The sequence below is a fragment of the Nocardioides pymetrozini genome (assembly GCF_046058985.1).
In the GTDB taxonomy this organism is placed as follows: Bacteria; Actinomycetota; Actinomycetes; order Propionibacteriales; family Nocardioidaceae; genus Nocardioides.
Genome location: NZ_CP175556.1, coordinates 2,726,816 through 2,751,014 on the forward strand (window position 1 = coordinate 2,726,816; position 24,199 = coordinate 2,751,014).

The window sequence follows — 24,199 nt, forward strand, 5'->3', positions numbered from 1 at the left end:
TCGGGCAGGATGGTGCCGTCATGAGTCGTGCGTGGAAGGTGCTGCTGCCGGTCGCCGTGCTGATGGTGCTCGCCGGGTTCGCCGCGGGCGCCGTCGTACGCGCCGGAGCCGACGAGCCGCCCGCCCGGGCGCCGCTCGATCTCGGCTCCGCGCCCGCGGACGGGTCCGAGGCCGCGACGTCGGTGCCCGCGGCCCCGTCGTCCGAGCCGGCGACGCCTCCACCCGCCACCGTGATCACGCCTCAGCCGAAGCTGGACGACGACCGGCAGCGGGGGCGCGGCGAGGACCGCGACGACCGCGGGGGCCGCCAGGACGACCGTGATGACGGCGGGGACGACGAGGGGCACGACGAGGGGCACGACGAGGGGCACGACGAGGGGGACGACGACGGGCACGACGACGGGCACGATGACGACTGAGCCAGCGCCGGCCCGCGCCGGGCTGTCGGTTCGCACCCGGATCACGGCGGCGGTGGCCCTGCTCGTCACCGTCGCCCTCGCCGGGGCGGGCCTGATCGTGTACTTCGTGGAGAGCCGTGCGGTCACCGCGTCGGTGCAGCGCGAGGTGGAGCAGGAGCTCGACGAGTTCGTCGCCCTCCAGCGCACCGGCGACTTCTCCTCGATCCGCGCGCTGCTCGAGGGCTTCTTGACCCGCAACGTCCCCGACGACGACGAGCTCCTCGTCGGGTGGATCGGCGACGGCACCCTCGTGCAGTTCCCCGAGGACGAGCTCGTCGACGACGCGGCCTTCCGGGAGGCCGTCGCCCCGCTGGTCGTCGAGGGCGGGACGACGTACCTGGACACCGACCGCGGCGAGGTCCGGATCACCGGTCAGCCGGTCGCCCAGGGCAGCCAGCGCGGTGCGCTCCTCGTCGTCACCTTCCTGGCCGAGGACCGGGGCGAGCTGCTGCAGACGATGCGGACCTACACGCTCGTCGCCGTCCTGTCCGCGGTGCTCGTCACGGGGACCGCCGCCTGGGTGTCGGGGCGCTTGCTGCGCCCCCTGCGCACCCTGCACCAGGCCGCGGACACCATCGGCGCCACGGACCTGTCCCGGAGGCTGCCGGAGCGGGGGAACGACGACATCACCGCCCTGACCCGCACCGTCAACAGCATGCTCGACCGGCTGGAGGGCTCCTTCGCCGGGCAGCGGCAGTTCCTCGACGACGCGGGGCACGAGCTGCGCACGCCGCTCACGGTGCTCCGCGGCCATCTCGAGCTGCTCGACGTGGCCAGCCCCCAAGAGGTGGCCGAGACCCGCGCGCTGCTGCTCGACGAGGTGGACCGGATGGCCCGGCTCGTCGGCGACCTGATCATGCTCGCCAAGAGCGACCGGCCCGACTTCCTCGCGCCGGGCGCCACCGACCCGGCAGCACTGCTCGCCAGCGTCCTCACCAAGGCGCGCGCCCTCGGCGAGCGGGACTGGGTGCTGGAGGCCTCGCCGGACCTGCCTGACGAGCTGGTGCTGGACGGCCAGCGGATCACCCAGGCGCTGCTCGCGCTCGCCGACAACGCCGTCAAGCACACCGCCCCCGGCGGGCGGATCGCCCTCGGCGCGGCCGTCGTGGGCCCCACGTTCCGCTGCTGGGTGCACGACGACGGCCCCGGCGTCGCACCCGAGGACCGCGAGCGGATCTTCGGCCGCTTCGGCCGGGCCGCCGTACCGGAGGGCGACGAGGGCTTCGGGCTCGGGCTCTCGATCGTCAGTGCCATCGCGCAGGCCCACGGCGGGAGCGCGTATGTCGATCCCGGCCGGCCGGGGCCGCGTGCCCGCGGTGCGCGCTTCGTGCTCGACGTACCCGCCGTCCTGCCTGCAGGCTCCGAGCAGACCCAGGTGTTGACGTGGCCCACATCCTGATCGTCGAGGACGAGGAGCGGATCGCCTCGTTCGTCTCCAAGGGGCTGCGCGCCGAGGGCCATCGCACGACCGTGGCGAGCGACGGGGCGACCGGCCTCGACCGCGCCCTGGCCGGCGACGTCGACCTCGTGGTCCTCGACATCGGCCTGCCCGGCATCGACGGCTTCGAGCTCCTCGACCAGCTCCGCTCGCAGGGCTCGCGGGTCCCCGTCATCGTGCTCACGGCACGCGACTCGGTCACCGACACCGTGACCGCGCTCGAGGGCGGGGCCGACGACTACATGCCCAAGCCGTTCCGGTTCGCCGAGCTGAGCGCCCGGGTGCGCCTGCGCCTGCGGCAGGCGAGCCCACCCTCGCCGGGGAACGGCAGCCCGGACGTCCTGGTCGCCGGCGGCGTCGAGCTGGACCTGCGCACCCGCCGGGCGACGGTCGCCGGTCGCGAGGCCGAGCTCTCCGCGCGCGAGTTCGCCCTCGCCGAGATCTTCCTGCGCCACGCCGGCCAGGTGCTCTCCCGCGAGCAGCTCCTCGACCACGTCTGGGGCCTCGACTTCGATCCCGGATCCAACGTGGTCGACGTCTACGTCGGGTACCTCCGCCGCAAGCTCGGCACCCGCTCCATCACGACCGTCCGCGGCATGGGCTACCGCTTCGAACGTTGAGTCGTCACTTCCTACCCGTCGAGTCGTCAGTCGTGACCGCTTGAGTCGTCAGTTGGGTCGTCGCAGTAGTGACGACTCAACGGGTCGGAACCGGCGACTCGACGGGTCGGAAGTGACGACTCAACCCTTCCAATGGAGGCGCGGGGCGGGGAGGGCGGCGATCTCGGGCTCGAGGGCCTCGGCGACCTCCCGCGGGAGGGGCCGGTCGGCGGGGTCGGGCTCAAGGAGGGCGTGGACGACCTTCTGCACGCTGGCGGGTACGTCGCCGGGCAGCTCCGCCGGCGCCTCGAGCAGCTGCGGGAGGCGGTCCGCGGGCGCCGCGGCGCCGGGGTCGGCGTCGCGGAAGGGCCGGTAGCCGGCGACCGCGTGGAAGAGCGTCGCGCCCAGTCCCCACAGGTCGCTCGCGTGCCCCGGCACGCCGTACGCGCCGCCCGGCGCGGCCTGCTCCGGCGCCATGTACGCGTCGGTCCCGATCCGGCCGGTGATCTCGGCCGCGTGCGCGGCCGAGCGGGCGACGGAGAAGTCGATGAGCCGGGCCGGCGCCCCCATGATGACGTTGCTCGGCTTGAGGTCGAGGTGGCACACGTCGGAGTGCCGGAAGAAGTGCAGGGCCGAGGCCAGGTCCACCGCCAGCGGCAGGTACTGCTGCGGGGAGAGCCGGCGATGGCGCCGGATCAGCCGCGCGAGGCTGGGACCCTCGACGTGCTCGAGCACCAGATGCGGGCGCGGCCCGCTGGCGTCGTACCGCAGGCCGCGAACGGTCACCGGGTGATGAGCGACGTCGAGAGCGGTCGCCTCACGGACCAGACCGTCCAGGGTGTGCTCGTCGTCCACCTCCGCGGGCCGCACCAGCTTGACCACGACGGGGCCGTAGGTGATCTCGTCGAAGGCGAGATAGGCCTCGTACGCCGAGCCACCCCCGAGCAGCCGCAGCGCGGTCAGCTCGGGGGTGATCGCGTCCCCCTCGGCCAGGTGCCAGGACGACGGCGAGGCGCTCATCGCAGGTCAGCCCCGGGTGTTGTGGCGGCTGCGGTCGTTGGTGTGGTTGCGCGACCAGTCACGGGTCCTGGTCCCGGGACCGTCGTTGGTCCAGTCGACCTTCGCCCGTCCGGTCCGGCTGTTGTCGCGCCCGCTGCGCGTCCCCGTCCGGCTGTTGTCGGCCCGGGTGTTCCCGGTGTCGCCCGTACGGGTGTCTCCGTTCGTCGCCGCGGTGTCGGTGTCGTCGTCGGCGACGCGGGCCCGCAGGTCGTCGTCGGCGTCGTCGTCCTCGTCGGTCACCAGTACGACGTCCGCGGTGTCCTGCTCGCGCTTGACGGCGAGCTGCGCGTCGCCCGCCTGCGCGGGCCAGGCCAGCACGCTCACTGCGACTCCGGCGGCCGTCAGGCCGCCCAGGGCGCTGACCGCGAGCATCAGGGGCTTCTTCATGGGTCTCCTCCTCGGTCGGTGGGCGTCGGCTCGCGCCGACGGGGACCACCCTGGCGAGGCGGGGTGAGGCAGCCATGAGCCGACGATGAGAGGGCTCTCATCGTCGGGTCCGGGTCAGCGGCGGATCTTGGGCGACGACGCCGGGAACGAGAAGAGCCCCGAGCCGGCGCGCAGGGCGTCGTCGTCGTAGGAGTCGTCGGTGAAGACGGCCATGGTGGTCAGCGACGCCCGGAACCGGAACCAGCGCGGGCTGCCCAGGCAGGTGCGCGGGATGGCGATCCGCAGCGCCGTCCGGTCGCTGCTGAACGTGCGCTTCAACCCGGCGCAGCGCACGGTCGGGTCGTCCTTCTCCGTGCCGAGGTCGAGCAGCTCGGTGCCGCCCATGCCGGGGACGCGGGAGCTCATGAACATGAACCGGCTGGCCGGCGTGCGGATCGTGCCGCTGAGCATGAACATGCCGGACAGCCGGGTCCGCATCTGGAGCCGGAGGGTGATCTTGCGGCGGGTGTGGGTGGCGTCGACCCGGACGACGTCGCCGTTCGCCTGGTCGGGCAGCGTCTCGACGGTCAGCGAGGTGTCGGTCTCGACGACGTGGCTGACGTCGCCGGCGGCGTCCTCGTAGGTCCATCGGTCGGCCTGGGCCGGCCCCGCGAGCACCACCGCGCCGGAGGTCAGCATCAGGGAGAGCAGGAGGGCGGCAGCGGCCCGGGGCGCGGTGAGGATCGACATGGGCGCACCCTCCCACACATCTGCCAAGCCGTCGCGCAAAAGCCCTCGCGCCGAAGAATTGGATCTCGGTACAATTTGGACCAATGTCCAACTACCAGGAGAGGCACGATATGCGTCCGCTCGGCCGCGACGAGGTACGGGGCTCGATCATGAACCTCGACCCGCCGACCGGGAGAGTCCGGCTGCCCGCATGGTTCGACGAGATCCGCTGGGAGCGCATCGACTATCTCGGCTGGCGCGACACCCGCGCCCAGCAGCGCGTCTACCTGGTCGCGGAGGTCGACGGAGAGGCTCGCGGCGTCGTGCTGCGCCAGAACCCCAGCCAGCCGGCGCTCGCGTCCCGCGCGGTCATGTGCGACCTGTGCCGGTTCACCCGCCGGTTCAACGAGGTCGCGCTGTTCACCGCGCCCCGCGCCTCGGCGGACAAGCGCCGGCGCCTGAGCGCCGTGGGTCTCCTGCTGTGCGTGGATCTCGGCTGCGTCCGCGCCGTGCACCGGACGCCGGTGACCGGACCCCACGACCCTCCACCGGAGCAGGTCGTGGCGAGCCGTCGCCAGGGACTGCGCCGGCGCACGGCCGACTTCCTGCGCTCGGTCCCCGACAGGGTCGGTACGCCGCGGAGGTCCCGATGACCTACCTCCCGCGCGCCGAGCGGCGCCGCTCCATCGTCGAGGCGGCCGCCGCCGTCGTGGCCCGCGACGGCCTGGGCGCGGTCACCGCCCGCGCCGTCGCCGACGAGCTCGGTGGCTCGCCCGGCCAGATCCACCACCACTTCACCTCGACCGACCAGCTCGCGGCCGACGCGTGGCGGCACTACGCGGAGCTCGAGATCGAGGCCTACCGCGAGGCGGTGGCCGGGCTCGACGCGCGCGCGGCACTGACCGACTTCTTCGGCGACCTGCTGGGCGAGGGGGCCGCGCAGGGGAAGGCACTCGCCCGCTGGGCCGAGGCCGGGGCGCACGCCCAGCTGCGTCCGCTCGTCGGCGCCAGCTATCTCGGCACCCTGGCGCTGCTGACCGACGTCCTGACCGCGGTCCTGTCCCCCGGGCACGCCGATCCGGCCCGGGCCCGCGACGCCGCCGGTCGGCTGCTCATGCTCGGCGTGGGCCTGGCCGGGACGACCCGCATCGCAGGGCCCCCGCCCGTCTCCGTCCAGCAGGTCATGCGCTCGGCGATCCAGGCCGAGACCGGCGGGCCGTCGGTGGGCGCAGAGGGGATCGAACCCCCGACCGCTGGTTTGTAAAGCAAGGCATGGTTATGCGCAGTGCTTACCCGCTCGCCAAGCGTGACTGAGGCCAACGCAGTGCTAACAGTTATGTGGTCGGATTCTAGATGGTCAGCTGGCGCGCTTCGCCGCCTCAACCTCGGCCTCAATGTGCATCCGCTGCAGGTCAGTGAGCACCTGCTCCCGCTGGTCCTTCGGTAGGCGCGGGAACCACGACAGGTCCACCCCGTCCGTTGACGCAGCGGCCTCATCCTCGAGCAGCCACGGGTAGTTGGCCAGGTCGTAGCCGACCAGACGCATCCCTTCCTCTACGGGCGCGTGCACGGCGCGGAGCATCTTGAACAGGGTTTCCGGCTTCGGCATCACCGGCACGAACTGGTTGGTAGCCACGGACGCCCTGCCGGCCTCCACCTGTCGCCAACGGGTCTCGCTGATCCCCGCCAGTCGTGCCGCTTGCCGCACGGACATTCCCTTGCCGGGCGCAGCTGCGCGGCGGTACTTCTGCAGGAACGCCTGGAGCGGCCACTGGTCGTTCGTATCGTTCTCGCTAGCCACTGCTGGCCCCTTTCTTTTGGTCGCTTTCCGGCCCCATGCCGGCCCGAGATGTGGTAACGACACTTCGCGAGCAGTGTTGTGGAAACTGCAACAGGTTGTCTATCGAACAGGTGTTCGATCCTCTACACCTTGTACGACAGATTTCGCGTACTTTGCGATTTTTCGGCGTGTCTTGGTGCGAAGTGTTGCGAAGTGCGGGCCTGTGCGCGTACGGTAAAAACATGCAACACGCCGACCGCCGCACCGTTGAGCACAGCTCTCTGTCCGCTTCGCAGCGGTCACAGCGGGCGAAGATCGCCGCCGCTGCCCGGTGGGCGAAGGCCGATGGGCACGCGGGGACGCAGGCGGCTCGGGACGCGTTCCTGGCTCGGTTTGAGGCTGAGGTGGACCCGGATGGGGTGTTGCCGCCGCAGGAGCGGGCGCGGCGCGCGGAGTCGGCCAAGCGGGCGTACTTCCAGCGGATGGCGTTCGCGCGTGGCCGGAAGTCGGCCTGAGTGATGCAGCCTCGCGCGATGCGCCGAGCGTGGCGGCAGGACATGAAGCGGCGCAGGAATGGGACCGCCCCCCGGCTTGGAGACCGAGACCTTGCAAGTCGCGGAACCGAGGGGCAGACAACAGGAGGATACGACATGGAGACCGAGACCAAGGCGCCACCGTACGGCGCGCAGGTGATCGAAACGCGCGGACGCGTGTCCGTGGCAGCCGTCGAACTGGTGGACCTGCAGGAGCTGGTCCAGTGGGCTTACGACGCACACGGCATCCTCGCGGAGCCGTCGCTGGAGCGTGAGGCCGAGCGGGCGCCCGAGCTGGACCCGCTGCAGATGATCCATGACCACGTGAACAAGGCGCACGCGCAGCAGGCGGAGAACGGCTTGCCCGCGGACTACCTTGACGCGCTGGCGAAGCAGCCGCGGGGCTTCGCGTGACCGGGGTCAAGCGCCCGGTGCGCGTCGTGGTGGAGGGCATGGCGCACGCCGTTTCGGACAAGTGCGGCATCTTGCGGATCGACCTGCCTGCCGATGAGACGGGCGTGCCGGTGGTGATGGTGAACCCGGAGTGGGAGGGGGTCACGGTGGAGGACGTGGCACCGGCCTACAACTGGCAGGACGGAGACGTGCTGCTATTCCGGGACAGCCTGAACGACCAGCACGTGTGGGCGCGGAGCGGCGGAAGATGGCGCCGTGCCGGAGACCGGGGCCAGGCCCTGACTGACGGGCAAGCCATGTCCACGATTCTGAGCAGCGAGCGGGGCGAGGTTCTGCGCTACCAGGCGGGTGAAGCCTGATGGCGAACCGCAACGTGGACAAGGGGCGCGAGGCTGAGAACGCGGTGGCCGCGGTGCTGCGTCAGCACGGCATGGCCGGCGCCGAGCGCCGAGCTAAGCGCGGGGGCATCGTCTACCTGCCCTGCGAGTGCGTCGGGATGGATGAGGCTCCAGGGTGCGACCACTCCAACGGGCGTCCTGTGCCCGCCGATGCTGGCGACCTGACCGGCATTCCTGGCGTCGTGGTCCAGGTGAAGTGGTCCGGCTACAAGCCGCTGGCCGAGGACATGCGCCGCACCGACGAGCAGCGCCGAGTGGCCGGCGCGGACGTGGGCCTGCTGGTTCGGAAGCGCAGGGGGTACGGCGCGGCACGGGCTGGAGAGTGGGACGCCTACCTCCCCCACCGGCAGATGGCGACACTCGTCGGGGCCGGCGAGTTCGGCCAGCCGGCGAACCTGTCGGGCATCTGGCACACCGACCTGCGCACCGCGGCGCAGTTGCTCGCCGCCGCTGGCTACGGATCCCTGGCGGTGCCGGCGTGATGGACCTTCCCAAGTACGACCCGCTGCACTGGCAGAACGATGCCCGCTGCTTCCAGCTGCGCGTCTCCCCTGACGTGATGCAGCCGGAGAAGCCGACCCGCGCCGAGGTTGAGGAAGCCAAGCAGGTGTGCCACGGCTGTCCGGTGCTCGAGCAGTGTCGGCAGCACGCGGTGGACCAGGACGGGGCGTACGGCATCCATGCTGGCGAGTGGTTCGGGCCGGATCCGGTGTGGTTCGTTGAGCGCTCGTGTCCGTCGTGTGGGGCCACGTCTCGGGTGCGGCAGCGGTATGGCAGCAGCGGGGAGTGGTTCTGTTCGCGGGCGTGCCGTTCGCATCATGCGCGCACCACTGTGCCCGCCTAGTTCGCGAAATGTTCGCGCGAACCTGACGCGAAGTGTTGCGCACTTCCTGCGTAGTGTGGGATGATCTACGCATGGAGACCGAGACCGCAACCATCACCGTGCTGGACGCTTCCCGCGCCCGCCGCATGCCCACGGGCCACGTGACCGTGACCTGTCCGAGTGGCGCCACCGACCGCCAACTGGCTGATGCCGCTGGGTTCGGGGGGCGCCACTTCGGGTTCTCGGTGTCCCGTCACGACGACGGCACGGCGTCCGTCGCCCTGTTCAACGACTGACCACGGATCGGATGGAGACCGAGACCATGACCGTCATTCACCGCGTGCCCTTCGGGAGCACCACCCTGACCGCGATCTGCGGCACCGACCTGGGGCGCCCTGGCGTCATCGGCGTGTGGGGCAGCAACCCCACTCCGTCCACGGGCGAGTCCTGGTGCCGCGACTGCTACTGCTACCCCCGGCACCGCGCCACCATTAGCCGGGTGGACCAGCGGCTGCGCGACATGTCCGCGCCGCTGCTGCCCGCTCGCCACCGTGCGGAGGTGTCGGCATGAGCTATCTCTCTGCCGCGGGCGGCAACTACTACGCGACGGGCACCGAGTTTCGCGATGGCAAGCAGTTCGGTCGGCAGGTCGCGCGACAGCGCAAGACGCTGACCGAGGCGCGGCGCGCGCTCGATGAGTCCGGCCTGCGCGGCTACGTGCAGCTCTGGCAGAACCACCGCGCACAGCGGGTGATCGTGGCCGAGCGTGACGAGGCCGGGAACTGGTGGGCACCTGACCCGTTCACCGGCAACCTCCTTCCGATGGCGCCCCTGGGGGTGAAGGCATGAGCGACCAGCTGACCGTCCAGCAGGCGTGGGCCAACGTCATGGCCGACGTGCAGGCGCTGGGCAAGAACCAGCGTGTGGACTCCGGGCCCGCGCGGTTCAACTTCCGCGGCGTGGACGATGTGATGAACGCCGTGGGCCCGGTGCTCCGCAAGCACGGCGTGTCCGTCGTCCCCACGGCGGTGACCCACTCCCCCGAGACCGTCACCACCCGCAGCGGCGCCGTGATGCGCAACGTGACGGTGTTCGTCACCTACTCGATCAACGGCCCCGCGGGCGACTCGATGCCCGGCGCCGCCGCGGGCGAAGCCGCGGACTCGGGCGACAAGGCGACGCCCAAGGCCATGTCCGTGGCGTTCCGCACCTTCCTCCTGGAGGCGCTGTGCCTCCCCACGGACGAGCCGGACCCCGACACTCACCAGTACGAGCGTGCCGTCGAGCTGTCGCCGGCTGAGCTGGCCGTGGACGCCGTGCGCCGCATCTTCGAGGCAACCACCGAGGAAGCGGTCCGCGAATGGGGCAACCGCGCCGCAGGCAAGGATCTGCTGGACCTGCGGGTGCATGGCCCGAACGGCCAGCAGGCCACGGTTCGTGAGTTCGTGCAGCAGCGCCTGGCGTTCCTCTCCGCGGCGCAGCCCGAGGGGGTGCCGGCATGAGCGACGTGGTGACCGCCGTCAACGAAGCGGTGGAGGCACTGGAGAAGGCGCTGCCCGGGCTGCTGGAGCAGTGCACGGACCCTCAGGCCACCGACATGGCCGAGGTTCTGGCGTCGATCCGTGAGGCCCGCATCCTGCTGGCGCGGCTCGAGCTGGAGACCGAGGTGGCGACCGCGAAGGCGATGCTGGGCGACCACGCCGAGACGCCGACTCTGCGCGTGGAGCGCACGCGGGCCGCGGAGCGCAAGACATGGGACCACGAGGGCTGGCAGAAGGACGTGCGTTCCAAGGTGCTGCGGGCCCACGGTCTGGCCGGGGTGGCTGCGCTCATCACGACGGATGGCGAGGAAGTGCCGGCGTCGGAGCTGCATGCGGTCCTGGCTGACCTGCAGTCGGTGCACGGTTCGGCGGGCCCTCGGCTGACGCAGCTTCGGCAGTTCGGGCTGGACCCGGATGACTACTGCGCCCGGGCGCCCGGGACGTGGCGGGTGAAGGTCACCCGGATGGCCGACGAGACGAAGGGGGCGGCGTGATGCAGGTTCAGATCCCGTTCAGCGAGTGGTGGGGGCAGGACTACGCACTCCTGTACGCCGACAGGTTCGCGCGCCGCAACCGCGTCCGGTGTCGTGTCGCGCGCCCCTCGGGCGGAAATGGCCGCTGGGTGGTCTCGATCACGACCAACCCGAGCCCTTCGGGTGTGGCGGTGGAACCGTGCAGCTGACCCTCGGACAGGTCGCTGAGCGGCTGCATGGTGTCCACCAGGACATGGCGTACGCGCAGCTCCGGCTGCGGGAGGCGCGCGACGCGGAAGTAGAGGCCGCTGCGACGCTGCGGGTTGCCCGCGCCAGGGCGTTCCTGGATCCCGACTGCCCGAAGCCGAAGCGGGGCGAGAACGGGGTCACGGTGGCCGACCGGGACTCGTGGGTGGATCAGCGAACCCACGACGAGTGGTTGGCCGCTGAGGTGGCTGAGGCGCATCGGAAGGCCGCGGAGGACGCCCTGCGTGTGTCGCGGGATCAGGCGTCGGTGGTGCAGTCGTTGGCTGCGCTGATGAAGGCCGAAATGTCCCTGGCGGGCTCGGGGCCCGGTGCGTGACGTGTTCGCGCGAACCGTTCGCGCACTTCGCTGAACGTGCGGCACGGTGACCGACTCTCGGGGGTCACCGTGCCGCTTTTGATGCAACACGAAATCGGATGGAGACCGATCAAATGACGTGGTTCAAGTGCGACGACAGGCTTCCGTCGTCCCGGAAAGCAGCCAAGGCAGGCGTGGCCGCGATGGGCCTGTGGGTACTGGCTGGATGCTGGTCCGCGGGCGAGGAACTGGACGGGTTCGTGCCGTCGTACATGGTCGCCAAGCTCGCTGGCGCCGAGGGCGAGTCTCTGGCATCTTCGCTGGTCAGCGCGGGTTTCTGGCTCGAGGACGAGCACGACGGCGAGGCCGGCTACAGGTTCCACCAGTGGGCCGAGTATCAGCCGACGAGGGCGCAGCTGGAGGCGAAGCGGGAGCAGGCTCGGGAGCGCATGAACCGTGTTCGCGCGAACGGTGCGCGCACTTCGCGGGAAGTGACACCTACCCCGACCCGACCCGACCCGACCAAGGAAAACACTCCGTCGCGCAAGCGCTCGGACAGCGACAAGGCCGGACCCGACTTCGCCGCGTTCTGGTCGATCTACCCCAAGCGTGAGGGCAAGGAGGCAGCAGCGAGGGCATGGCTCAAGGCCGTGAAGATCGCTGACGCTGAGACCATCACTGCCGGCGCCCGGGCTGCTGTCGCCCTGTGGACCGCGGAGAACCGCGAGCGCCAGTTCATTCCTCACCCGGCCACCTGGCTGAACGGTGGCCGCTGGCAGGACGAGACGCAGCCGACCCTGGTCGATACTGCGCCTGCTCGAGGCGCCACCCTCAACCAGTGCGACGGCACCAGCTGCCCCGGCGTCCCGCACCAGTGGGAGGACGCCCGCAACCTCTTCCACTGCCAGGGAGTGGGCGCGTGACCCCACCGCAGGACGAAGCCGCCGAGCGCGCGGTCCTCGGCGCCCTGCTCATGGCCGGCCAGGGCATGGCCCACATGATCCCCGAGGTGGGCGACGTGATCCGCGGCGGCGACTACTACCGCCCGGCCCACGAAGCCATCCACGACGCCATCGCGGCCCTGTACGCCCGCAAGGAGCCGGTGGACATGGTGACCGTGGCCGGCGAGCTGCAGCGCCGCGGGGTCCTGGATCGTGTCGGCGGGCCGATGTACCTCCACGAGCTGGCCCACGGCGTCCCCGCGCCCGGGGCGGCGGTGCACTACGCCCGCACGGTTCTGGACAAGGCGCTGCGGCGCCGCATGGTGGACGCCGGCCACAAGGTGATCCAGCAGGCGCTCGAGGCCGACGACGCAGCGCAGGCCGCGGAGGACGCCCGGCAGACCATCGACGCAGCCGCCTCGCATGCCGCATCCGACGGTGGTGGCGCGTCGGTCGGGGACAGCCTCGATGAAGCCCTGGAGTGGCTGGAGACTCCCCCGGTGGGCGCGGACACGCCGTGGCCGGACGTGAACCGCCTGACCAACGGTCTCCTGGCTGGCCAGCTGGTCACGGTCGCTGGGCGCCCGGGGCACGGCAAGTCTCTGGTGGCGAAGGACGTTGGCCTGTTCACCGCGCAGCAGGGGAAGCCGGCGCACATCGCCACCCTCGAAATGACCCGCAACGAATACATGACCCGGATCCTGTGCGGCATGGCCAGGGTTGACCTCGGCAAGGCGCTGCGCCGCCAGCTTGAGGATGGCGAGTGGTCACGCATGGCTGAGGCATCGGGCCGGGTGCGGGACCTGCCGTTGTACCTGGATGATCGCGAGGGCCAGACCATGGCGCAGATCCGCGCCTCAGCGCGCCGCACGCAACGCCGCTACGGGGACCTCGGCCTGATCGCCATCGACTACGCCGGCCTCGTCCGCGTCCCCGGGATCCCTCCGTCAGAACGGCGCATCGCGATGGGCCACGTGTCCGCTGCGGCGAAGTCGATGGCCAAGGAGTTCTACTGCCCGGTGCTGCTGCTGGCACAGCTCAACCGCGGCAACACGCAACGTTCGGACCACACGCCGATGGTGACGGACCTCAAGGAGTCCGGCGACCTCGAGCAGGACAGTGACCAGGTGTGGCTGCTGCATCGCCCGGACCAGTACGGCAACGAACGGCTGGGTGAGGTGGACCTGATCGTAGGGAAGAACCGGAACGGGCCGGCGCCCATGACGATCCCCCTGGCGTTCCAGGGGCACTATTCGCGGATCATGTCGCTGGTCTGAGCCGGCTGCGCAGCCCTCGCCTACGGGCGGGGGTTGTTCGCATTTTCTGTGCGTCTTTCTGTTGCGCACTTCTCGCGTAGTGTGCGATGATCTACGCATGGAGACCGAGACCGCAACCAACGTGCTCTACACCGAGGTGACCGGCACGACGGCCTATCTCGCGGGACAACGCGGCATCGTCACCGGACTGCACACGCACCCGGCACACGGCACCCTCGGCGCGTTCGTGAGGCTCGAGGGCCCCACCGACTCCGCTGGCCGCTTCATCGCTCAGGGCCCGATGTTGTACGTCGCTCTCGGCGCCAAGTCGGGCGACCGCGGTCAGTATCACGAGGTGGCCGGATGGCGCGTGATCGACCGCGACGAGTTCGACCGCATCAACGCGCTGGACACCCTTCGCGCTGACTTGGGGTGGCGCTGATGCCACGGCACGAGCGCTCATACCGCGAGCGTCTGGCGAACCTCGTAAACGACAGCGTTTCGGCGGTGGATTCGAACCAGGCGTACCGGATCGCGGTCAACGCTCTGAACGAGCTGGGGGACCTGATCGTGGAGTGCGACGACTGTGGCGGCGGTGGGTTCGACGGCTGCGACGACTGCGACATGACCGGCCTGAGGGGCTCAGGCAAGTGCCGCACTTGCCGCGGAGAGGCGCGGCTGGCGTGCCCCACGTGCAGCGCCCGCGGATACGTCGTCAACGAAACCGCCTGGTGAGCCGCCCGAGCGCGACACCAGAAGCCATCAACGCCAAGGAGACCGAGACATGCCCCGATTCACCGGCCCGCAGCGCAAGGGCGCTGCAGCCGACGCGCGAGCCATCCGCCGCGCCGAGGCCGAGGCCCGAAACGCCAACACCCTGACCGAGCGCACCCGCGCCTACCGACTCGAGAAGGCCGCGCGCGCCGAGCGCCGGAGCAAGGAGAACTGACCCATGGCCAACGAGCCGATCATCACCGTGGTGGGGAACCTCACCGCGGACCCGGAGCTGCGGTTCACCTCTGGTGGCGCCGCGGTCGCCAACTTCACGGTGGCGTCCACGCCTCGCACAAAGGACGGCGACCAGTGGGTGGATGGCGAGGCGCTGTTCATCCGCTGCGCGGCGTGGCGCCAGCTCGGTGAGAACGTCGCGGAGTCTCTGACGAAGGGCATGCAGGTGCTGGTGCAGGGCCGGCTGCGTACCCGGTCGTACGAGCACAACGGCGAGAAGCGTTCCAGCCTGGAGTTGGACGTGGATCACGTTGGCCCGTCGCTGCAGTTCGCTACGGCGAAGGTGACGCGCGCTGCCCGTGGTCAGGGCTCGTACTCGGGTGGGCAGTCGCAGCGGCAGGAGCCGCAGGCCAGCGACCCATGGGGCGCACCGGCTGGTGACCCGTGGGCGTCGCCCTCGAGCGGTGAGCCGCCGTTCTGATGGGCGCGTTCAACGGGGCGGTTCTGCTGCTGGTGGCCGCGTGGGTCGCGGTCGTGGTTCTTGACGCAATCTTGGCGTCTCCGACGTGGGATGAGGTGCAGTGATGGCTGGTCCGGTGCGGGTGCAGTGCGCTTCCTGCAAGGGACTGTTCGATGTTCCGTCTGAGGTGATCGGCACGGACGGCGGGCACAACGTGATTGTGCGGATGGACCGCAGCGAGCTGTACGGCCACATGGCCACGTGTGTTGCTGCTCGTGCAGCCATCGACGCGCCGAAGCCCGCGGAGCGCAAGCGCGCGGAGTACCCGCGGCATCCCGCATTGGTGGGGCGCATCAGCCTGATGCTGGACCGTGAGGACTTCGTTTCCATTGGCGGCAGCCGTGCGTGCACGATGTGTGGCACGAAGGGCCAGGCGTGTCTGGATGGGCTGCGGAAGCCTAGCAAGCAGGCGGCGTGTTGTGGGGCGTGTGGTGAGGGGAACACGCATCCGGCTCCCGGTGAGGCGCAGGGGTCCTGTGCGCAGTGGGCTGAGACCCACGCGGGGCGCACCCGGTGAGCCTCGCGCAGCTGGACCTTGGCTACACGTCGCCGCTGGCCATGACCGAGCAGGAAGCGCGAACCCTCACCGCGTCCCAGCGCAAGGCGCGCCTGGACAACCTCATTGCGGAGTCCAAGGGCCTGCTGGCCGAGGCCATCGCTTCGCACATCACCGACGAGGGCAAGCAGGTGGCCGCGGTCGTGGCGCTGTTCTCTGGCGGCAACGACTCCACCACCCTGGCGCACCTGTTCCGCACGCAGGCAACCCACGCCGCGCACGCCAACACCACCATAGGCATTGAGCGCACCCGGCAGTACGTCCGCGACACCTGCGCAAGCTGGGGACTCCCGCTGCTCGAGAGGACTCCCCCGAACGACCGGGACCACTACCGGGCGCTGGTGTTGGACCAGGGGTTCCCCGGCCCGGGTCACCACTTCAAGATGTTCCAGCGACTCAAGGAGCGCGCGCTGCGTCAGGTGGCGCGCGAGCTGAACCCTTCGCCGCGGACTCACCGAACCGTGTTCATCGCGGGCCGGCGTCGGCAGGAGTCCCAGCGCCGCGCCAACGTTCCCGATATGGAGCGCCGGGGGTCGGTCGTGTGGGTGTCTCCGCTGGTCAACTGGACCAAGGTGGACATGAACACGTACCGCCTGCACTACGACGTGCCGGTGAACGAGGTGTCAGACCTGATCCACATGTCCGGGGAATGCCTGTGTGGCTCGTTTGCCTCTCCGGGTGAGCGGGCTGAGGTGGGCTACTGGTTCCCTGACGCGTTCGCGGAGGTTGCCGAGCTCGAGGGGCTGCTGGCAGACCGCGACGACATACCGCCGCACCGCCGCGTGTGGGGGTGGGGATCTGATCCCGGAAACAAGGGCCTGCGCGACGCCGAGCCGAGCAGGGTGGGCGCCCTGTGTTCGTCGTGTGACGACAGGTTCCAGCCGGCGCTGTTCGAAGCCGGCGCCTGATGGCCCGCCGGACTGACCCGACCCGGGCCACCGTCGTGGCCGTCCGAGAACGCGACCTGTGGCGGTGCGCCATGTGCGGCGCCCATGACGGAGCGCGAGCCCTGACCACCCACCACCGAGTGAACCGCGGCATGGGTGGCTCGAGCCGCCCGGAGCTGAACCTGCCGGCCAACCTGCTGACACTGTGCGGGTCCGGGACGACTGGCTGTCACGGATGGGTGACTGCGCATCCACGGCAGGCGTACGAACTGGGCCTCGCGGTGCAGCGACACCGCGACCCCGCCGAGCTGGCGGTCTACACGTGGCGGGGTTGGGCGATGCTCGACAACGCCACGGGGTTCCACCTGCTCGACACTGAGCCGGCCTTCACGGGGCCGACGCCATGAGGGAGTGCGCGGAGTGCTCAAGGCCGATGGTCACGAACCACGCGCGGAGTCGCATGACGCCGGAGCAGTGGAGGGAGCACCGGGCCCAAGGCCATGCGATCCATCACGGGCGTGGGCTCTGTCGGACGTGTGCGAAGCGCCGCAAACGCCAAGGGACACGGCAGCCGCTGACGCGGCAGCAGGTGCGGGCCCTGGTGGTGCTCGAGGAATGGGCTTTCCTCGCGTCGCCGTGGAAGTCGGACGAGGACAACGCCGCCGCCTTGGGGCCGCGTCTCGGCATGACCCCGGGGGCGCTGTTGAAGGCAGTGCAGAGGTTGCGCGAAGAGGGCGCGCTGGATCAACCAAGGAGGTGGGTGGCATGAGCCTGGAGAGCGATCTGCGTCGTATCCCTGGGGTGTACGCGGACCTGGAGGACGCGTTGGTCCCGGGCCGGTCGTTGGAACCCCCGGACTCGAGCCCGGACCCGCGGAACAGGCCGGCGCCCGCGAAGCTGAACGTTGCTGACCACCGGCACAAGCTGATGCGCGGGCTGCGTTGGTGGGTGGACGCCGTGCATCCCCGGGAGGGGAAGGTGCCGCGTGTCGGGCAGGACGTGGCACTGATGTGCGGGGCGCTGCTGGCTGCTCTCCCGGTGATGGAGGAAGAGGACCGGGCGACGCTGCACAGCAACCTGCAGGAGTGGCTGCTGCGTTCGTGGGAGCTGCTGGGTGACGGCGGTGAGGTCCGGGTGGGTCTGCCGGCTGCCGCGATGGATCAGCGGGTGCGGGTGGCTGACGCGGCACGGATGTTGGGGTGCACGGTGCGGACGATCCAGCGGCGTGTTCCGGCTGAGCGGCGCCCGGGCGGGATGGTGCTGCTGCGGGAGGTGTGGCGGTGCGACCTGTGCGAGTTGCCGCACGGCGAGTGCGCGCACACGGCGACCGTGGCGGTGGTCTGAGGTGGCGAGAAATGTCGCGGTATGTCGCACTATTTCTTGCACACTTCGCGCGTAGTGTCGTAGAGTGTGTGTCACGGTCACAGAGGTGTGGCCACCACGATCCCTTAAAGGTTGACGCCGTGTCAGCCGAGAGCTGCGCCCGGGCCCGGGTGGGACAAGTCAGCGGAAACACACGGCCAGCGGCTGCGAGCTGTGACAGCAGGTACCTGGGCACGTTCTGAAACTGCCTCCCTATATCTGACCGCTGGCTCTGACCCGGAGCCCACGCAACGAGCGCGCATCCTCCGTGAGCGACGACCAGCGGTTAGCAAACCCACCCCGGTGTCCGGTTGAGCCAGGCGCGTGACCCTTCGGTCTCTCCCTCCTGCGCGCTCAGTCGCTCCTGGACACCGGGGTGGCTCCAAGCACTGAGAGACCCCGAATTTCGATCCCAAGGAGAGGGAGAGACATGCCGAGACAGATCCCCACAGCGCTGATGCTCGAGGACGAGCACGGTGACCACCTGCGGGTGTCGCGCAGGCTCAAGCGCAACACGGTGCACCTGACGGTTGGCCATGGCGGCTCGGGCTGTCATGTGGACCTGACGATGGAGCAGGCGCGTGCCGTGGCCGAGTACCTGCGGGTGCTGGCTGGTGAGGGTGAGGTGGCCGAGGTGACGGCTGCTCCCCCGACGCCAGTGGAGGACGAGGCCAAGGCGTTGGTGTTCGGGGATCGGGAGGACGACTACGGGCATCCGCGGCAGTCGTTCACGCGCATTGCTGCGCTGTGGTCGATCCTGCTTGGGGACAAGCTCGAGGATGGCGAGTGGATCGCGCCGGAGGACGTGGCCCGCCTGATGGTGGCGTTCAAGCTGGCGCGTGATGTGGCGAATCCGAAGCGGGACAACCGTGTGGATGGGATCGGGTATCTCATCAGCCTGGACCGTCTGGAGACGGGCCGATGAGCACGCTCACGAGCGTTGAGCGTCGGCGGGTCGTTGCGCGGGTGCTGTCTGAGGTAGGCCGCGAGCGCGATGCTCAGCACGCCAAGTGGGGTGAGCAGAACCACCCTGATGGCACGGGCGTGGACTACGACCTTCACCGGGACATGGCCCGCCTGCAGTGCGAGCAGAACCACGCCGCTGGCCATGGGTCGTGGCTGGACATTCTGCTGGAGGAAGTCTACGAGGCTGCCGCAGGGGACGACGTAACCAATCTGCGCACCGAGCTGCTGCAGGTGGCCGCTGTTGCTGTCGCCTGGGTGGAGGCCATCGACCGGAGGGACGAGTCGTGAGCGACACGATGCACAGCTTGACCGTCGTTGATGATCTCGGTGACGCCCTGACGGTGAACGCCCTGCCCCGCAGCCTTGAGGTGCGCACCACTGGCGGTCGCACGGTTGTCTTGGATCACGACAGCACGCAAGTGTTGCGCAGGTTCCTGGTTGCCCACCTGCCGGCGACGGACGAGTGACGTGAAGCTCCGTAGGGCTGAGTACGTGTCGATCCTTCCGGGGGTCGTGATGGCTGCCGTGTCGGGCGTGTGCTTCGGCCTCGCTCGCTGGTTGCAGCGGTTCGATGAGGACCGTCCGGACCTGGGTGACTGATGCCGTACATGGCGCTGGAGGCTCGCGCGGGCCGGGTCGGTGGGGTTCTCGGCTGATCCTCATCAAGGTGGGCCGTGCACGTGTGTGGGTGATGCGGCTCTGTTGCGGCATCGGGTGTTGCCGCCGCGGGATCAGCGTCGGTACGGGAACACGCGACCGATCGGGTTCAACCGCAGGCGCCGTATCGACTACACGTCCGAGGGTGGCGGAACGGTCGCTACGTGCATGGGTTGCGGGTGGCTGGTGTTCGACGCGGACGCCGCTGTGGTCCGGAAGCGTGCTGAGGGTCACGAGAAGTGTCCCGAGCGGAAGCGCAAGAGGAAGTAGGGAGAGACATGCGGGAGATTGCCAAGCGCGGCCAGGTGTGGCGCAGCAAGGACAAGCGCGACAACGGACGCACCGTGACCGTGCTCATCGGGGCCACCAGCCACAGCGGGTTCGTCACCGTGCAGAGTGTGCGCCGATCCACGATGAGGACGCGCACGCTGCTCCAGCGGTACGAGCTGGTCAAGGACGTGGAGTGATGACTGTTCGCGCGAACACGGGAGGAACAACCGACGCACGCAGCGCGCACGTTCCTCCTGCTGTGTCTCACGCGCGCGCGGATGAAGGGGTCAGCCCTGGCGTGTTCCCGTGTGGCGATGAGGGGTTCCTGGCGTGGCTGGATTACGAGCGTCAGGCGCTTGCGCAGGCCGAGGATCCTGACCCGTGGACCGAGGCTGTGAGCGCTGAGCTGGTGGCTTGCACGCTGGGTCAGCGCCGGCACGCCGACCGGCTGGAGCTGCGCACCGACCTGGCTGGCCGGGTGCTGCAGTCCATCCGGTCGCTCAAGGCGCTGGTGATCCTGTGAGCGAACTGCAGCGGCTCATCGCCGGCCTGCAGTGGGATGCCCACCAGTTCCACCGATCCGATGGCAGGGAGCGCGCCACGTGGTGCCGTCCTTGCCGCCTTGGTCTGGTGCGCCCGGAGGGGATCGAACCCCCGACCATCCGCGTGTAAGGCGGATGCTCTACCGCTGAGCTACAGGCGCGCAGCGGCACACACTACCGACTCTCGAGGGAGACACCATCATGGCCAAGGTCACCGTGACCCTGCCGCACTTCGACCCACGCACCCCGCCGCCCGCTCCCGTCGAGCATGACGGCGCCACTGGATTCGCGTGGGTTGGCCACGAAGCCGGTCACACGCTGGAGGTGTACGCCAGCGACGGCCCCGTGGTCGCGGTGTACGCGCCCGGCTGCTGGGCATCCGCCGCTGTCTCCTGACACCGACTCGCCTCGCCTGCCCCGGAGGGTCAGAGGCGTTGACCAGCACCATCTATCCGGGGTTCTGAGGCTGCGCGCTGGGCGCAGGCTGGTCTCCAAAGCCGGCCATGCCAGGTTCGATCCCTGGGCAGTCTGCGAGGACTCGCGACACGGATGGCTCTGTGAGCGCGAGCGGGGTTGAGGAACGCACCCCCGACATGGGCCGAGCGCCCGTTGGCCGCAGCCTCAGGCTGCACAGCTGACGGGATCACGCGAGGCCGTGCGGAAGTCCCCGGCGAGTGGCCCACCGAAGCCATCGCGACGCCACCACGGGGCACCTGGAGAGGCCAGCCGATAGGCGGCGGCAGCTGTCTCGAACACAGCCTGCCCTCACGGGCGTGTGGGTTCGACTCCCACCCTCTCCGCGCTGAACACCCGTTCACCCCGTCGAAAGGAACCATCATGCTCCGTGCCGCTTTCACTGTCCTCGGCTCCCTCGCCATCGTCGCCGCCACCGCCGTGGCCGCTGTCGCTGACACCGGCTGGAGCTGGTGACCGCCCACATCCGGGTCCTCTACGGCAACATCGCCGGCAGACGGAGGGTCCCGCGCCTCCGCAACCTGGTGAAGAACCGCCGCCCCGAGCTGGTCGTCCTCACTGAGGCGTACCACGTCCGCGTGTTCCTGCGGCTGCTGTGCACCCTGTACGGGTATCGGCTCAAGCACCCGGGGCGCCGGCATGGTGCGGAGGCTCCGGATATCGCGGTCATGGTCCGTCGTGACGGCGTGATCGTGGGTCGCTGGTTCCGCAAGATGCTGCGCGTCTGGTGGGGGCCGTTCCGTTACCCGAAGTCGAAGCGCCGACCGCGGGTCTACCAGATCCTGCAGGTGCGGTTCCACGGTGTCCTGTGGCCGCTGTACCTGCTGCACTGGCCTCCCGGTGGCCCCTCTGGAGGGGTCCTCACCCGTGGCGCGAACGCTGGCGCGTGGGCCGAGTCCATGAAGGACTTCACGGCGTGGCTGGCTGCCGTGGAGGCCGGCGCTGGGATCGGTGACGCCAACGCCAACCGGAAGCAGCTCAACCGGCTGCTCCCCCGCTGGGTGCGTGTCCGTATGTCCTCTGGTGTCGATGCGGTCATGTCCAAGGGCCTGCACACCTCGGTGGAGCACTTGAACTCCCCGCGGGGGATGCATGGGTGGGCCATCTTCACGTTGACGAAGAAGTGAGGCACGCATGTGCAAGCTCGGAACGCTGCTGGCCGGCCATCGGCTGTCTGCTGCGAGGCTGACGAAGCCGGACCGGGACCTGATCCTCAGGTGGCTGCAGGACGGCCAGGACGGTCGTGGCCGGCGCGTGTCGGCTGAGGTGCTGTCTGTGGTGTTGCGGGCCGAGGGTCATCGGGTGGGGCCTACGACGTTGAAGGATCACCGCGGCGGGCGCTGCGCGTGCTATCGAGAGGGCAATGCATGACCTGCAGCAGCACTGTCGGACCTGTTCCCAAGCTGGACGGGGAAGTGTTCGCGTGCACGCTCGACGCCGGCCACCCCGGGGACCATGAGGCCGCAGACGGGACGTGGTGGGCGTGAGCCTGCAGGCGCAGCTGGACAAGATCCTCCCCGACCTCCCCCAACCCGACCCCCGCACCGAGCACCTGCGCATCCTCCTGCTCGATATCGAGACCTACCCGGCACTCACCTGGCAGTGGTCCCTGTGGGACAAGTTCACCCCCGTGGAGCGCATCGTCCGTGAGGGCGGGCTGCTGTCGTGGGCGGCGAAGTGGTACGCCGAGGACGAGACCGTGTTCTCTGCCCTCTGGACAGATGGCCGGCAGGGCATGGCCGAGCGGATGCACGCACTGCTGTGCGAAGCGGACGCCGTGGTGACGTACAACGGCAACAGGTTCGACCTGCCGAAGCTCCGCACCTATGTGGAGCTGGACGCCGGCCTCGGGCCCGTGTCCCCGTTCACGTCGGTGGACCTGTTCAACACGGTGCGGCACGTCGGCGCCGGCATGCTGTCCAAGAAGCTCGGGTACGTGACCGAACGGCTGGACCTGGGCGCGAAGCTCGACACGGGCGGGTTCGACCTGTGGGTCGGGGCCATGCCGGTGGACCTGGGCGGTAGGGGTGACCCTGATGCTCAGGCCACGATGGAGGCGTACAACCGAGGCGACGTGACGGAGACGCTAGAGCCGCTGTACGACGCCCTGTTGCCGTGGATCAAGGGCCACCCGCACGCAGGGCTGTACGACGAATCCGGGGTCAACAGGTGTCAGCGGTGTGGCCGTGAAGGGCTCGAGCCGACCGGGTACGCACGGACGCCGCTGGGGACGTACCGGCGCTACCGCTGTCCGTGCTGCCGGTCGTGGTCGCGTGGCAAGCGTGCGGTGCAGTCCGTGGACGCTAGGGGGATCTGATGGTCGTTCGCAACCATCCGCCGTACGAGCCGGTGTGCAATGAGCGCCGACTGCCGGACGGCTCGCTGCGTGGCGCCTGCATGGGGTCCCTCTGTCGGGAGTGCGGCTATCTCCGGGACACCCCGAACCATGAGCTGGGTTGCGCTCGAGCGCGCGCCGAGTACGCCACGCCACTCGCTGAGCGCGAGGTGGACCCGATGGGGACCGAGTGACTGGCTGCCCGTTGTGCGGTGAATACCGCTGCGGCTGCCGGCTCTAGACCTGGGCGCCCAGCTGGCGCGCCAGATCCTGCATGCCGTCCTGGTGCTTCCGCAGGAAGTGCAGCTGATACCGCTGGCCCGCGGCGGTGTGCACGGACAGGTTGCCGTTGGTGAGCCTGCCTGCGGGCTTCCAGGTCACGTTGGTGATCTGGTCGCGGGTCACGGTCACCGGGCCGTCGCCGTGGTTCTCGCCGGCGAGGGCGATGCGGGTGGCCTTGTTCTTGCCCTCCACGGTGAGGGTGTGGCCGTCGTATGTGGCGGTGATGCCGTAGCCCGGAACGGTCTGCATGGATCGGATGCTAGTCGGTGTGTCGATAGTAGGTGGGCCTCTCGTAGAACGCGGATGCCTCCCACACCACCTGGGCGGCGTATTTCTTGCCGTTCCAGTGCAGGCGCCTGATGCGGCGTCGGCTCGCATCGAACGCTGTCCAGCCGTCCGAGCGATCGAGGTACACGAAACCGATGATGGTTCCTGATTCGCGGTGGGTCACCGTTCCACTGCGGTCGACCTTGTAGGGAGCCATCAGGCTGCCATCCTTCCACTGCTCCAGCCTGCCGAGCAGGCCAGCATGAAGTCCTTGAGGTTGGGCCGCGGGTGCTCTGCCCGCCACTCCCGCACCTCGGTGTCGTAGAGGCTGGTCTCTGCCTCCATCTGCAGCCACCAGGCGTGATCCGCTGACCGCCAGCAGTCGGTGATCCAGTCCCGCCACGGGTTCCGACCGATGCGCCGGCCACGCTTGTCTCGTCGCATCGGGTCACCAGGCGCAGCCGTGCCACACCGCCGACACCGTGGCCGCGGTCGCATGCTGGTGGCCTCGAGCCTCCAGCCAGTCGATCACCTCACCTGGTGTCGCGTCGGTGTAGCCGAGCAGGTTGCACGCCTCCACTGCCCCCGGCGTGAGACGCCACCACTCGGGCCCCTGCTGGGTCTTGGGAGCGCCGACCAGGGACAGGGCGAGCATGGCCAGGATGGCGGCGCCTGCGCCGCATCGGCGGATCACAGCCGGTCTCCCCACGGGTCGATAGCCGCGACCGCTGCGCGGTGCAGGTCGCTGACGGTGGTGGATGCG

41 protein-coding genes and 2 tRNA genes are annotated in these 24,199 nt (G+C 69.7%); 34 read left to right on the forward strand and 9 right to left on the reverse strand.

Annotated features, from left to right (window positions below; translation table 11 throughout):
* Window positions 1–20: 20 nt before the first annotated feature.
* From ACJ5H2_RS13295 to ACJ5H2_RS13305, 3 genes are read left to right on the forward strand one after another with little or no spacing between them, the layout of a single operon-like run.
* Complete coding sequence (locus ACJ5H2_RS13295) at window positions 21–419, forward strand: hypothetical protein (RefSeq protein WP_408895886.1); 399 nt, start codon at window positions 21–23, stop codon at window positions 417–419.
* Window positions 409–1,857: a sensor histidine kinase gene (locus ACJ5H2_RS13300; RefSeq protein WP_408895887.1), complete on the forward strand. Its 1,449-nt coding sequence runs from the start codon at window positions 409–411 to the stop codon at window positions 1,855–1,857. Before ACJ5H2_RS13295 ends, ACJ5H2_RS13300 begins: the two co-directional genes overlap by 11 nt.
* On the forward strand, window positions 1,842–2,516 hold the full coding sequence (locus ACJ5H2_RS13305; RefSeq protein WP_408895888.1) for a response regulator transcription factor: 675 nt from the start codon (window positions 1,842–1,844) through the stop codon (window positions 2,514–2,516). Before ACJ5H2_RS13300 ends, ACJ5H2_RS13305 begins: the two co-directional genes overlap by 16 nt.
* Before the next feature lie 120 nt (window positions 2,517–2,636).
* On the opposite strand, the gene ACJ5H2_RS13310 is transcribed toward ACJ5H2_RS13305, so the two are convergent.
* The 3 genes from ACJ5H2_RS13310 to ACJ5H2_RS13320 form a co-directional block, all read right to left on the reverse strand.
* Window positions 2,637–3,515 (reverse strand): serine/threonine-protein kinase, encoded by an 879-nt coding sequence (locus tag ACJ5H2_RS13310; protein ID WP_408895889.1) that lies wholly within the window; start codon window positions 3,513–3,515, stop codon window positions 2,637–2,639.
* 6 nt (window positions 3,516–3,521) lie between these two features.
* Entirely contained in the window at window positions 3,522–3,941 is a 420-nt protein-coding gene (locus tag ACJ5H2_RS13315; RefSeq protein WP_408895890.1) for a hypothetical protein, read from the reverse strand.
* 114 nt (window positions 3,942–4,055) lie between these two features.
* Window positions 4,056–4,670: a hypothetical protein gene (locus tag ACJ5H2_RS13320; protein ID WP_408895891.1), complete on the reverse strand. Its 615-nt coding sequence runs from the start codon at window positions 4,668–4,670 to the stop codon at window positions 4,056–4,058.
* Between the two features lie 83 nt (window positions 4,671–4,753).
* Between ACJ5H2_RS13320 and ACJ5H2_RS13325 the strand changes: the two genes are divergently transcribed.
* Complete coding sequence (locus tag ACJ5H2_RS13325) at window positions 4,754–5,302, forward strand: FBP domain-containing protein (RefSeq protein ID WP_408895892.1); 549 nt, start codon at window positions 4,754–4,756, stop codon at window positions 5,300–5,302.
* On the forward strand, window positions 5,299–5,913 hold the full coding sequence (locus tag ACJ5H2_RS13330; RefSeq protein ID WP_408895893.1) for a TetR/AcrR family transcriptional regulator: 615 nt from the start codon (window positions 5,299–5,301) through the stop codon (window positions 5,911–5,913). Before ACJ5H2_RS13325 ends, ACJ5H2_RS13330 begins: the two co-directional genes overlap by 4 nt.
* Before the next feature lie 93 nt (window positions 5,914–6,006).
* Here the strand turns inward: ACJ5H2_RS13330 and ACJ5H2_RS13335 are convergent, their stop codons facing one another.
* Entirely contained in the window at window positions 6,007–6,450 is a 444-nt protein-coding gene (locus tag ACJ5H2_RS13335; protein ID WP_408895894.1) for a helix-turn-helix domain-containing protein, read from the reverse strand.
* Between the two features lie 221 nt (window positions 6,451–6,671).
* On the opposite strand from ACJ5H2_RS13335, the gene ACJ5H2_RS13340 reads away from it, so the two are divergent.
* The 25 genes from ACJ5H2_RS13340 (at window position 6,672) to ACJ5H2_RS13460 (ending at window position 20,059) form a co-directional block, all read left to right on the forward strand.
* Window positions 6,672–6,944: a hypothetical protein gene (locus tag ACJ5H2_RS13340; protein WP_408895895.1), complete on the forward strand. Its 273-nt coding sequence runs from the start codon at window positions 6,672–6,674 to the stop codon at window positions 6,942–6,944.
* Between the two features lie 135 nt (window positions 6,945–7,079).
* Window positions 7,080–7,376 carry a hypothetical protein gene (locus tag ACJ5H2_RS13345; protein WP_408895896.1) on the forward strand — a complete coding sequence of 99 codons (297 nt, stop codon included), beginning with the start codon at window positions 7,080–7,082 and terminating at the stop codon, window positions 7,374–7,376.
* Window positions 7,373–7,735, forward strand: a complete 363-nt coding sequence (locus ACJ5H2_RS13350) for a hypothetical protein (protein ID WP_408895897.1) — start codon at window positions 7,373–7,375, stop codon at window positions 7,733–7,735. Before ACJ5H2_RS13345 ends, ACJ5H2_RS13350 begins: the two co-directional genes overlap by 4 nt.
* Entirely contained in the window at window positions 7,735–8,256 is a 522-nt protein-coding gene (locus ACJ5H2_RS13355) for a hypothetical protein (protein WP_408895898.1), read from the forward strand. Before ACJ5H2_RS13350 ends, ACJ5H2_RS13355 begins: the two co-directional genes overlap by 1 nt.
* Window positions 8,256–8,618, forward strand: a complete 363-nt coding sequence (locus ACJ5H2_RS13360) for a WhiB family transcriptional regulator (RefSeq protein ID WP_408895899.1) — start codon at window positions 8,256–8,258, stop codon at window positions 8,616–8,618. Before ACJ5H2_RS13355 ends, ACJ5H2_RS13360 begins: the two co-directional genes overlap by 1 nt.
* 71 nt (window positions 8,619–8,689) lie before the next feature.
* Window positions 8,690–8,893: a hypothetical protein gene (locus ACJ5H2_RS13365; RefSeq protein WP_408895900.1), complete on the forward strand. Its 204-nt coding sequence runs from the start codon at window positions 8,690–8,692 to the stop codon at window positions 8,891–8,893.
* 26 nt (window positions 8,894–8,919) lie between these two features.
* On the forward strand, window positions 8,920–9,168 hold the full coding sequence (locus ACJ5H2_RS13370; protein ID WP_408895901.1) for a hypothetical protein: 249 nt from the start codon (window positions 8,920–8,922) through the stop codon (window positions 9,166–9,168).
* Window positions 9,165–9,446 carry a hypothetical protein gene (locus ACJ5H2_RS13375; protein ID WP_408895902.1) on the forward strand — a complete coding sequence of 94 codons (282 nt, stop codon included), beginning with the start codon at window positions 9,165–9,167 and terminating at the stop codon, window positions 9,444–9,446. Before ACJ5H2_RS13370 ends, ACJ5H2_RS13375 begins: the two co-directional genes overlap by 4 nt.
* The gene (locus ACJ5H2_RS13380; RefSeq protein ID WP_408895903.1) at window positions 9,443–10,099 is read left to right on the forward strand and encodes an ERF family protein; all 657 of its coding nucleotides are present in this window, start codon (window positions 9,443–9,445) and stop codon (window positions 10,097–10,099) included. Before ACJ5H2_RS13375 ends, ACJ5H2_RS13380 begins: the two co-directional genes overlap by 4 nt.
* Window positions 10,096–10,632, forward strand: a complete 537-nt coding sequence (locus ACJ5H2_RS13385; protein WP_408895904.1) for a hypothetical protein — start codon at window positions 10,096–10,098, stop codon at window positions 10,630–10,632. The genes ACJ5H2_RS13380 and ACJ5H2_RS13385 overlap by 4 nt, the downstream gene beginning before the upstream one ends.
* 178 nt (window positions 10,633–10,810) lie before the next feature.
* Entirely contained in the window at window positions 10,811–11,194 is a 384-nt protein-coding gene (locus ACJ5H2_RS13390) for a hypothetical protein (protein ID WP_408895905.1), read from the forward strand.
* Window positions 11,195–11,307: 113 nt separating this feature from the next.
* The gene (locus tag ACJ5H2_RS13395; RefSeq protein WP_408895906.1) at window positions 11,308–12,096 is read left to right on the forward strand and encodes a hypothetical protein; all 789 of its coding nucleotides are present in this window, start codon (window positions 11,308–11,310) and stop codon (window positions 12,094–12,096) included.
* A complete protein-coding gene (locus ACJ5H2_RS13400; RefSeq protein ID WP_408895907.1) occupies window positions 12,093–13,391 on the forward strand; it encodes a replicative DNA helicase in 1,299 nt (432 codons plus the stop codon). The genes ACJ5H2_RS13395 and ACJ5H2_RS13400 overlap by 4 nt, the downstream gene beginning before the upstream one ends.
* A 97-nt stretch (window positions 13,392–13,488) precedes the next feature.
* Complete coding sequence (locus ACJ5H2_RS13405) at window positions 13,489–13,812, forward strand: hypothetical protein (protein ID WP_408895908.1); 324 nt, start codon at window positions 13,489–13,491, stop codon at window positions 13,810–13,812.
* Window positions 13,812–14,105, forward strand: a complete 294-nt coding sequence (locus ACJ5H2_RS13410; protein ID WP_408895909.1) for a hypothetical protein — start codon at window positions 13,812–13,814, stop codon at window positions 14,103–14,105. Before ACJ5H2_RS13405 ends, ACJ5H2_RS13410 begins: the two co-directional genes overlap by 1 nt.
* A gap of 49 nt (window positions 14,106–14,154) precedes the next feature.
* Entirely contained in the window at window positions 14,155–14,319 is a 165-nt protein-coding gene (locus ACJ5H2_RS13415; RefSeq protein ID WP_408895910.1) for a hypothetical protein, read from the forward strand.
* Between the two features lie 3 nt (window positions 14,320–14,322).
* Window positions 14,323–14,799 carry a single-stranded DNA-binding protein gene (locus ACJ5H2_RS13420; RefSeq protein WP_408895911.1) on the forward strand — a complete coding sequence of 159 codons (477 nt, stop codon included), beginning with the start codon at window positions 14,323–14,325 and terminating at the stop codon, window positions 14,797–14,799.
* A gap of 552 nt (window positions 14,800–15,351) precedes the next feature.
* Window positions 15,352–16,302 (forward strand): phosphoadenosine phosphosulfate reductase family protein, encoded by a 951-nt coding sequence (locus ACJ5H2_RS13425; protein ID WP_408895912.1) that lies wholly within the window; start codon window positions 15,352–15,354, stop codon window positions 16,300–16,302.
* 218 nt (window positions 16,303–16,520) lie between these two features.
* Window positions 16,521–16,688, forward strand: coding sequence for a hypothetical protein (locus ACJ5H2_RS13430; RefSeq protein WP_408895913.1), 168 nt, complete (start codon window positions 16,521–16,523; stop codon window positions 16,686–16,688).
* A 358-nt stretch (window positions 16,689–17,046) separates the two neighbouring features.
* Complete coding sequence (locus tag ACJ5H2_RS13435; RefSeq protein ID WP_408895914.1) at window positions 17,047–17,625, forward strand: hypothetical protein; 579 nt, start codon at window positions 17,047–17,049, stop codon at window positions 17,623–17,625.
* 448 nt (window positions 17,626–18,073) lie between these two features.
* A complete protein-coding gene (locus ACJ5H2_RS13440; RefSeq protein ID WP_408895915.1) occupies window positions 18,074–18,568 on the forward strand; it encodes a DUF6378 domain-containing protein in 495 nt (164 codons plus the stop codon).
* A complete protein-coding gene (locus ACJ5H2_RS13445) occupies window positions 18,565–18,897 on the forward strand; it encodes a hypothetical protein (protein WP_408895916.1) in 333 nt (110 codons plus the stop codon). The genes ACJ5H2_RS13440 and ACJ5H2_RS13445 overlap by 4 nt, the downstream gene beginning before the upstream one ends.
* Complete coding sequence (locus ACJ5H2_RS13450; RefSeq protein WP_408895917.1) at window positions 18,894–19,076, forward strand: hypothetical protein; 183 nt, start codon at window positions 18,894–18,896, stop codon at window positions 19,074–19,076. The genes ACJ5H2_RS13445 and ACJ5H2_RS13450 overlap by 4 nt, the downstream gene beginning before the upstream one ends.
* Before the next feature lie 468 nt (window positions 19,077–19,544).
* Complete coding sequence (locus tag ACJ5H2_RS13455; RefSeq protein ID WP_408895918.1) at window positions 19,545–19,733, forward strand: hypothetical protein; 189 nt, start codon at window positions 19,545–19,547, stop codon at window positions 19,731–19,733.
* Between the two features lie 197 nt (window positions 19,734–19,930).
* Window positions 19,931–20,059: a hypothetical protein gene (locus tag ACJ5H2_RS13460; RefSeq protein WP_408895919.1), complete on the forward strand. Its 129-nt coding sequence runs from the start codon at window positions 19,931–19,933 to the stop codon at window positions 20,057–20,059.
* Window positions 20,060–20,164: 105 nt separating this feature from the next.
* On the opposite strand, the gene ACJ5H2_RS13465 is transcribed toward ACJ5H2_RS13460, so the two are convergent.
* Window positions 20,165–20,239 (reverse strand) — tRNA-Val (locus tag ACJ5H2_RS13465).
* A 40-nt stretch (window positions 20,240–20,279) separates the two neighbouring features.
* On the opposite strand from ACJ5H2_RS13465, the gene ACJ5H2_RS13470 reads away from it, so the two are divergent.
* The 4 genes from ACJ5H2_RS13470 to ACJ5H2_RS13485 all read left to right on the forward strand — a co-directional run bounded on the left by ACJ5H2_RS13470 (window position 20,280) and on the right by ACJ5H2_RS13485 (window position 22,869).
* Window positions 20,280–20,474 carry a hypothetical protein gene (locus tag ACJ5H2_RS13470; RefSeq protein ID WP_408895920.1) on the forward strand — a complete coding sequence of 65 codons (195 nt, stop codon included), beginning with the start codon at window positions 20,280–20,282 and terminating at the stop codon, window positions 20,472–20,474.
* Window positions 20,475–20,793: 319 nt separating this feature from the next.
* Window positions 20,794–20,878 (forward strand) — tRNA-Ser (locus ACJ5H2_RS13475).
* 126 nt (window positions 20,879–21,004) lie between these two features.
* Window positions 21,005–21,679 (forward strand): hypothetical protein, encoded by a 675-nt coding sequence (locus ACJ5H2_RS13480; RefSeq protein WP_408895921.1) that lies wholly within the window; start codon window positions 21,005–21,007, stop codon window positions 21,677–21,679.
* A gap of 356 nt (window positions 21,680–22,035) precedes the next feature.
* Complete coding sequence (locus ACJ5H2_RS13485) at window positions 22,036–22,869, forward strand: ribonuclease H-like domain-containing protein (RefSeq protein ID WP_408895922.1); 834 nt, start codon at window positions 22,036–22,038, stop codon at window positions 22,867–22,869.
* 255 nt (window positions 22,870–23,124) lie between these two features.
* On the opposite strand, the gene ACJ5H2_RS13490 is transcribed toward ACJ5H2_RS13485, so the two are convergent.
* From ACJ5H2_RS13490 to ACJ5H2_RS13505, 4 genes are all read right to left on the reverse strand, one after another.
* Complete coding sequence (locus ACJ5H2_RS13490) at window positions 23,125–23,418, reverse strand: hypothetical protein (protein WP_408895923.1); 294 nt, start codon at window positions 23,416–23,418, stop codon at window positions 23,125–23,127.
* A gap of 10 nt (window positions 23,419–23,428) precedes the next feature.
* Complete coding sequence (locus ACJ5H2_RS13495) at window positions 23,429–23,653, reverse strand: hypothetical protein (protein ID WP_408895924.1); 225 nt, start codon at window positions 23,651–23,653, stop codon at window positions 23,429–23,431.
* A complete protein-coding gene (locus tag ACJ5H2_RS13500) occupies window positions 23,653–23,781 on the reverse strand; it encodes a hypothetical protein (RefSeq protein ID WP_408895925.1) in 129 nt (42 codons plus the stop codon). Before ACJ5H2_RS13500 ends, ACJ5H2_RS13495 begins: the two co-directional genes overlap by 1 nt.
* Before the next feature lie 103 nt (window positions 23,782–23,884).
* Window positions 23,885–24,130, reverse strand: coding sequence for a hypothetical protein (locus tag ACJ5H2_RS13505; RefSeq protein WP_408895926.1), 246 nt, complete (start codon window positions 24,128–24,130; stop codon window positions 23,885–23,887).
* Window positions 24,131–24,199 lie beyond the last annotated feature (69 nt).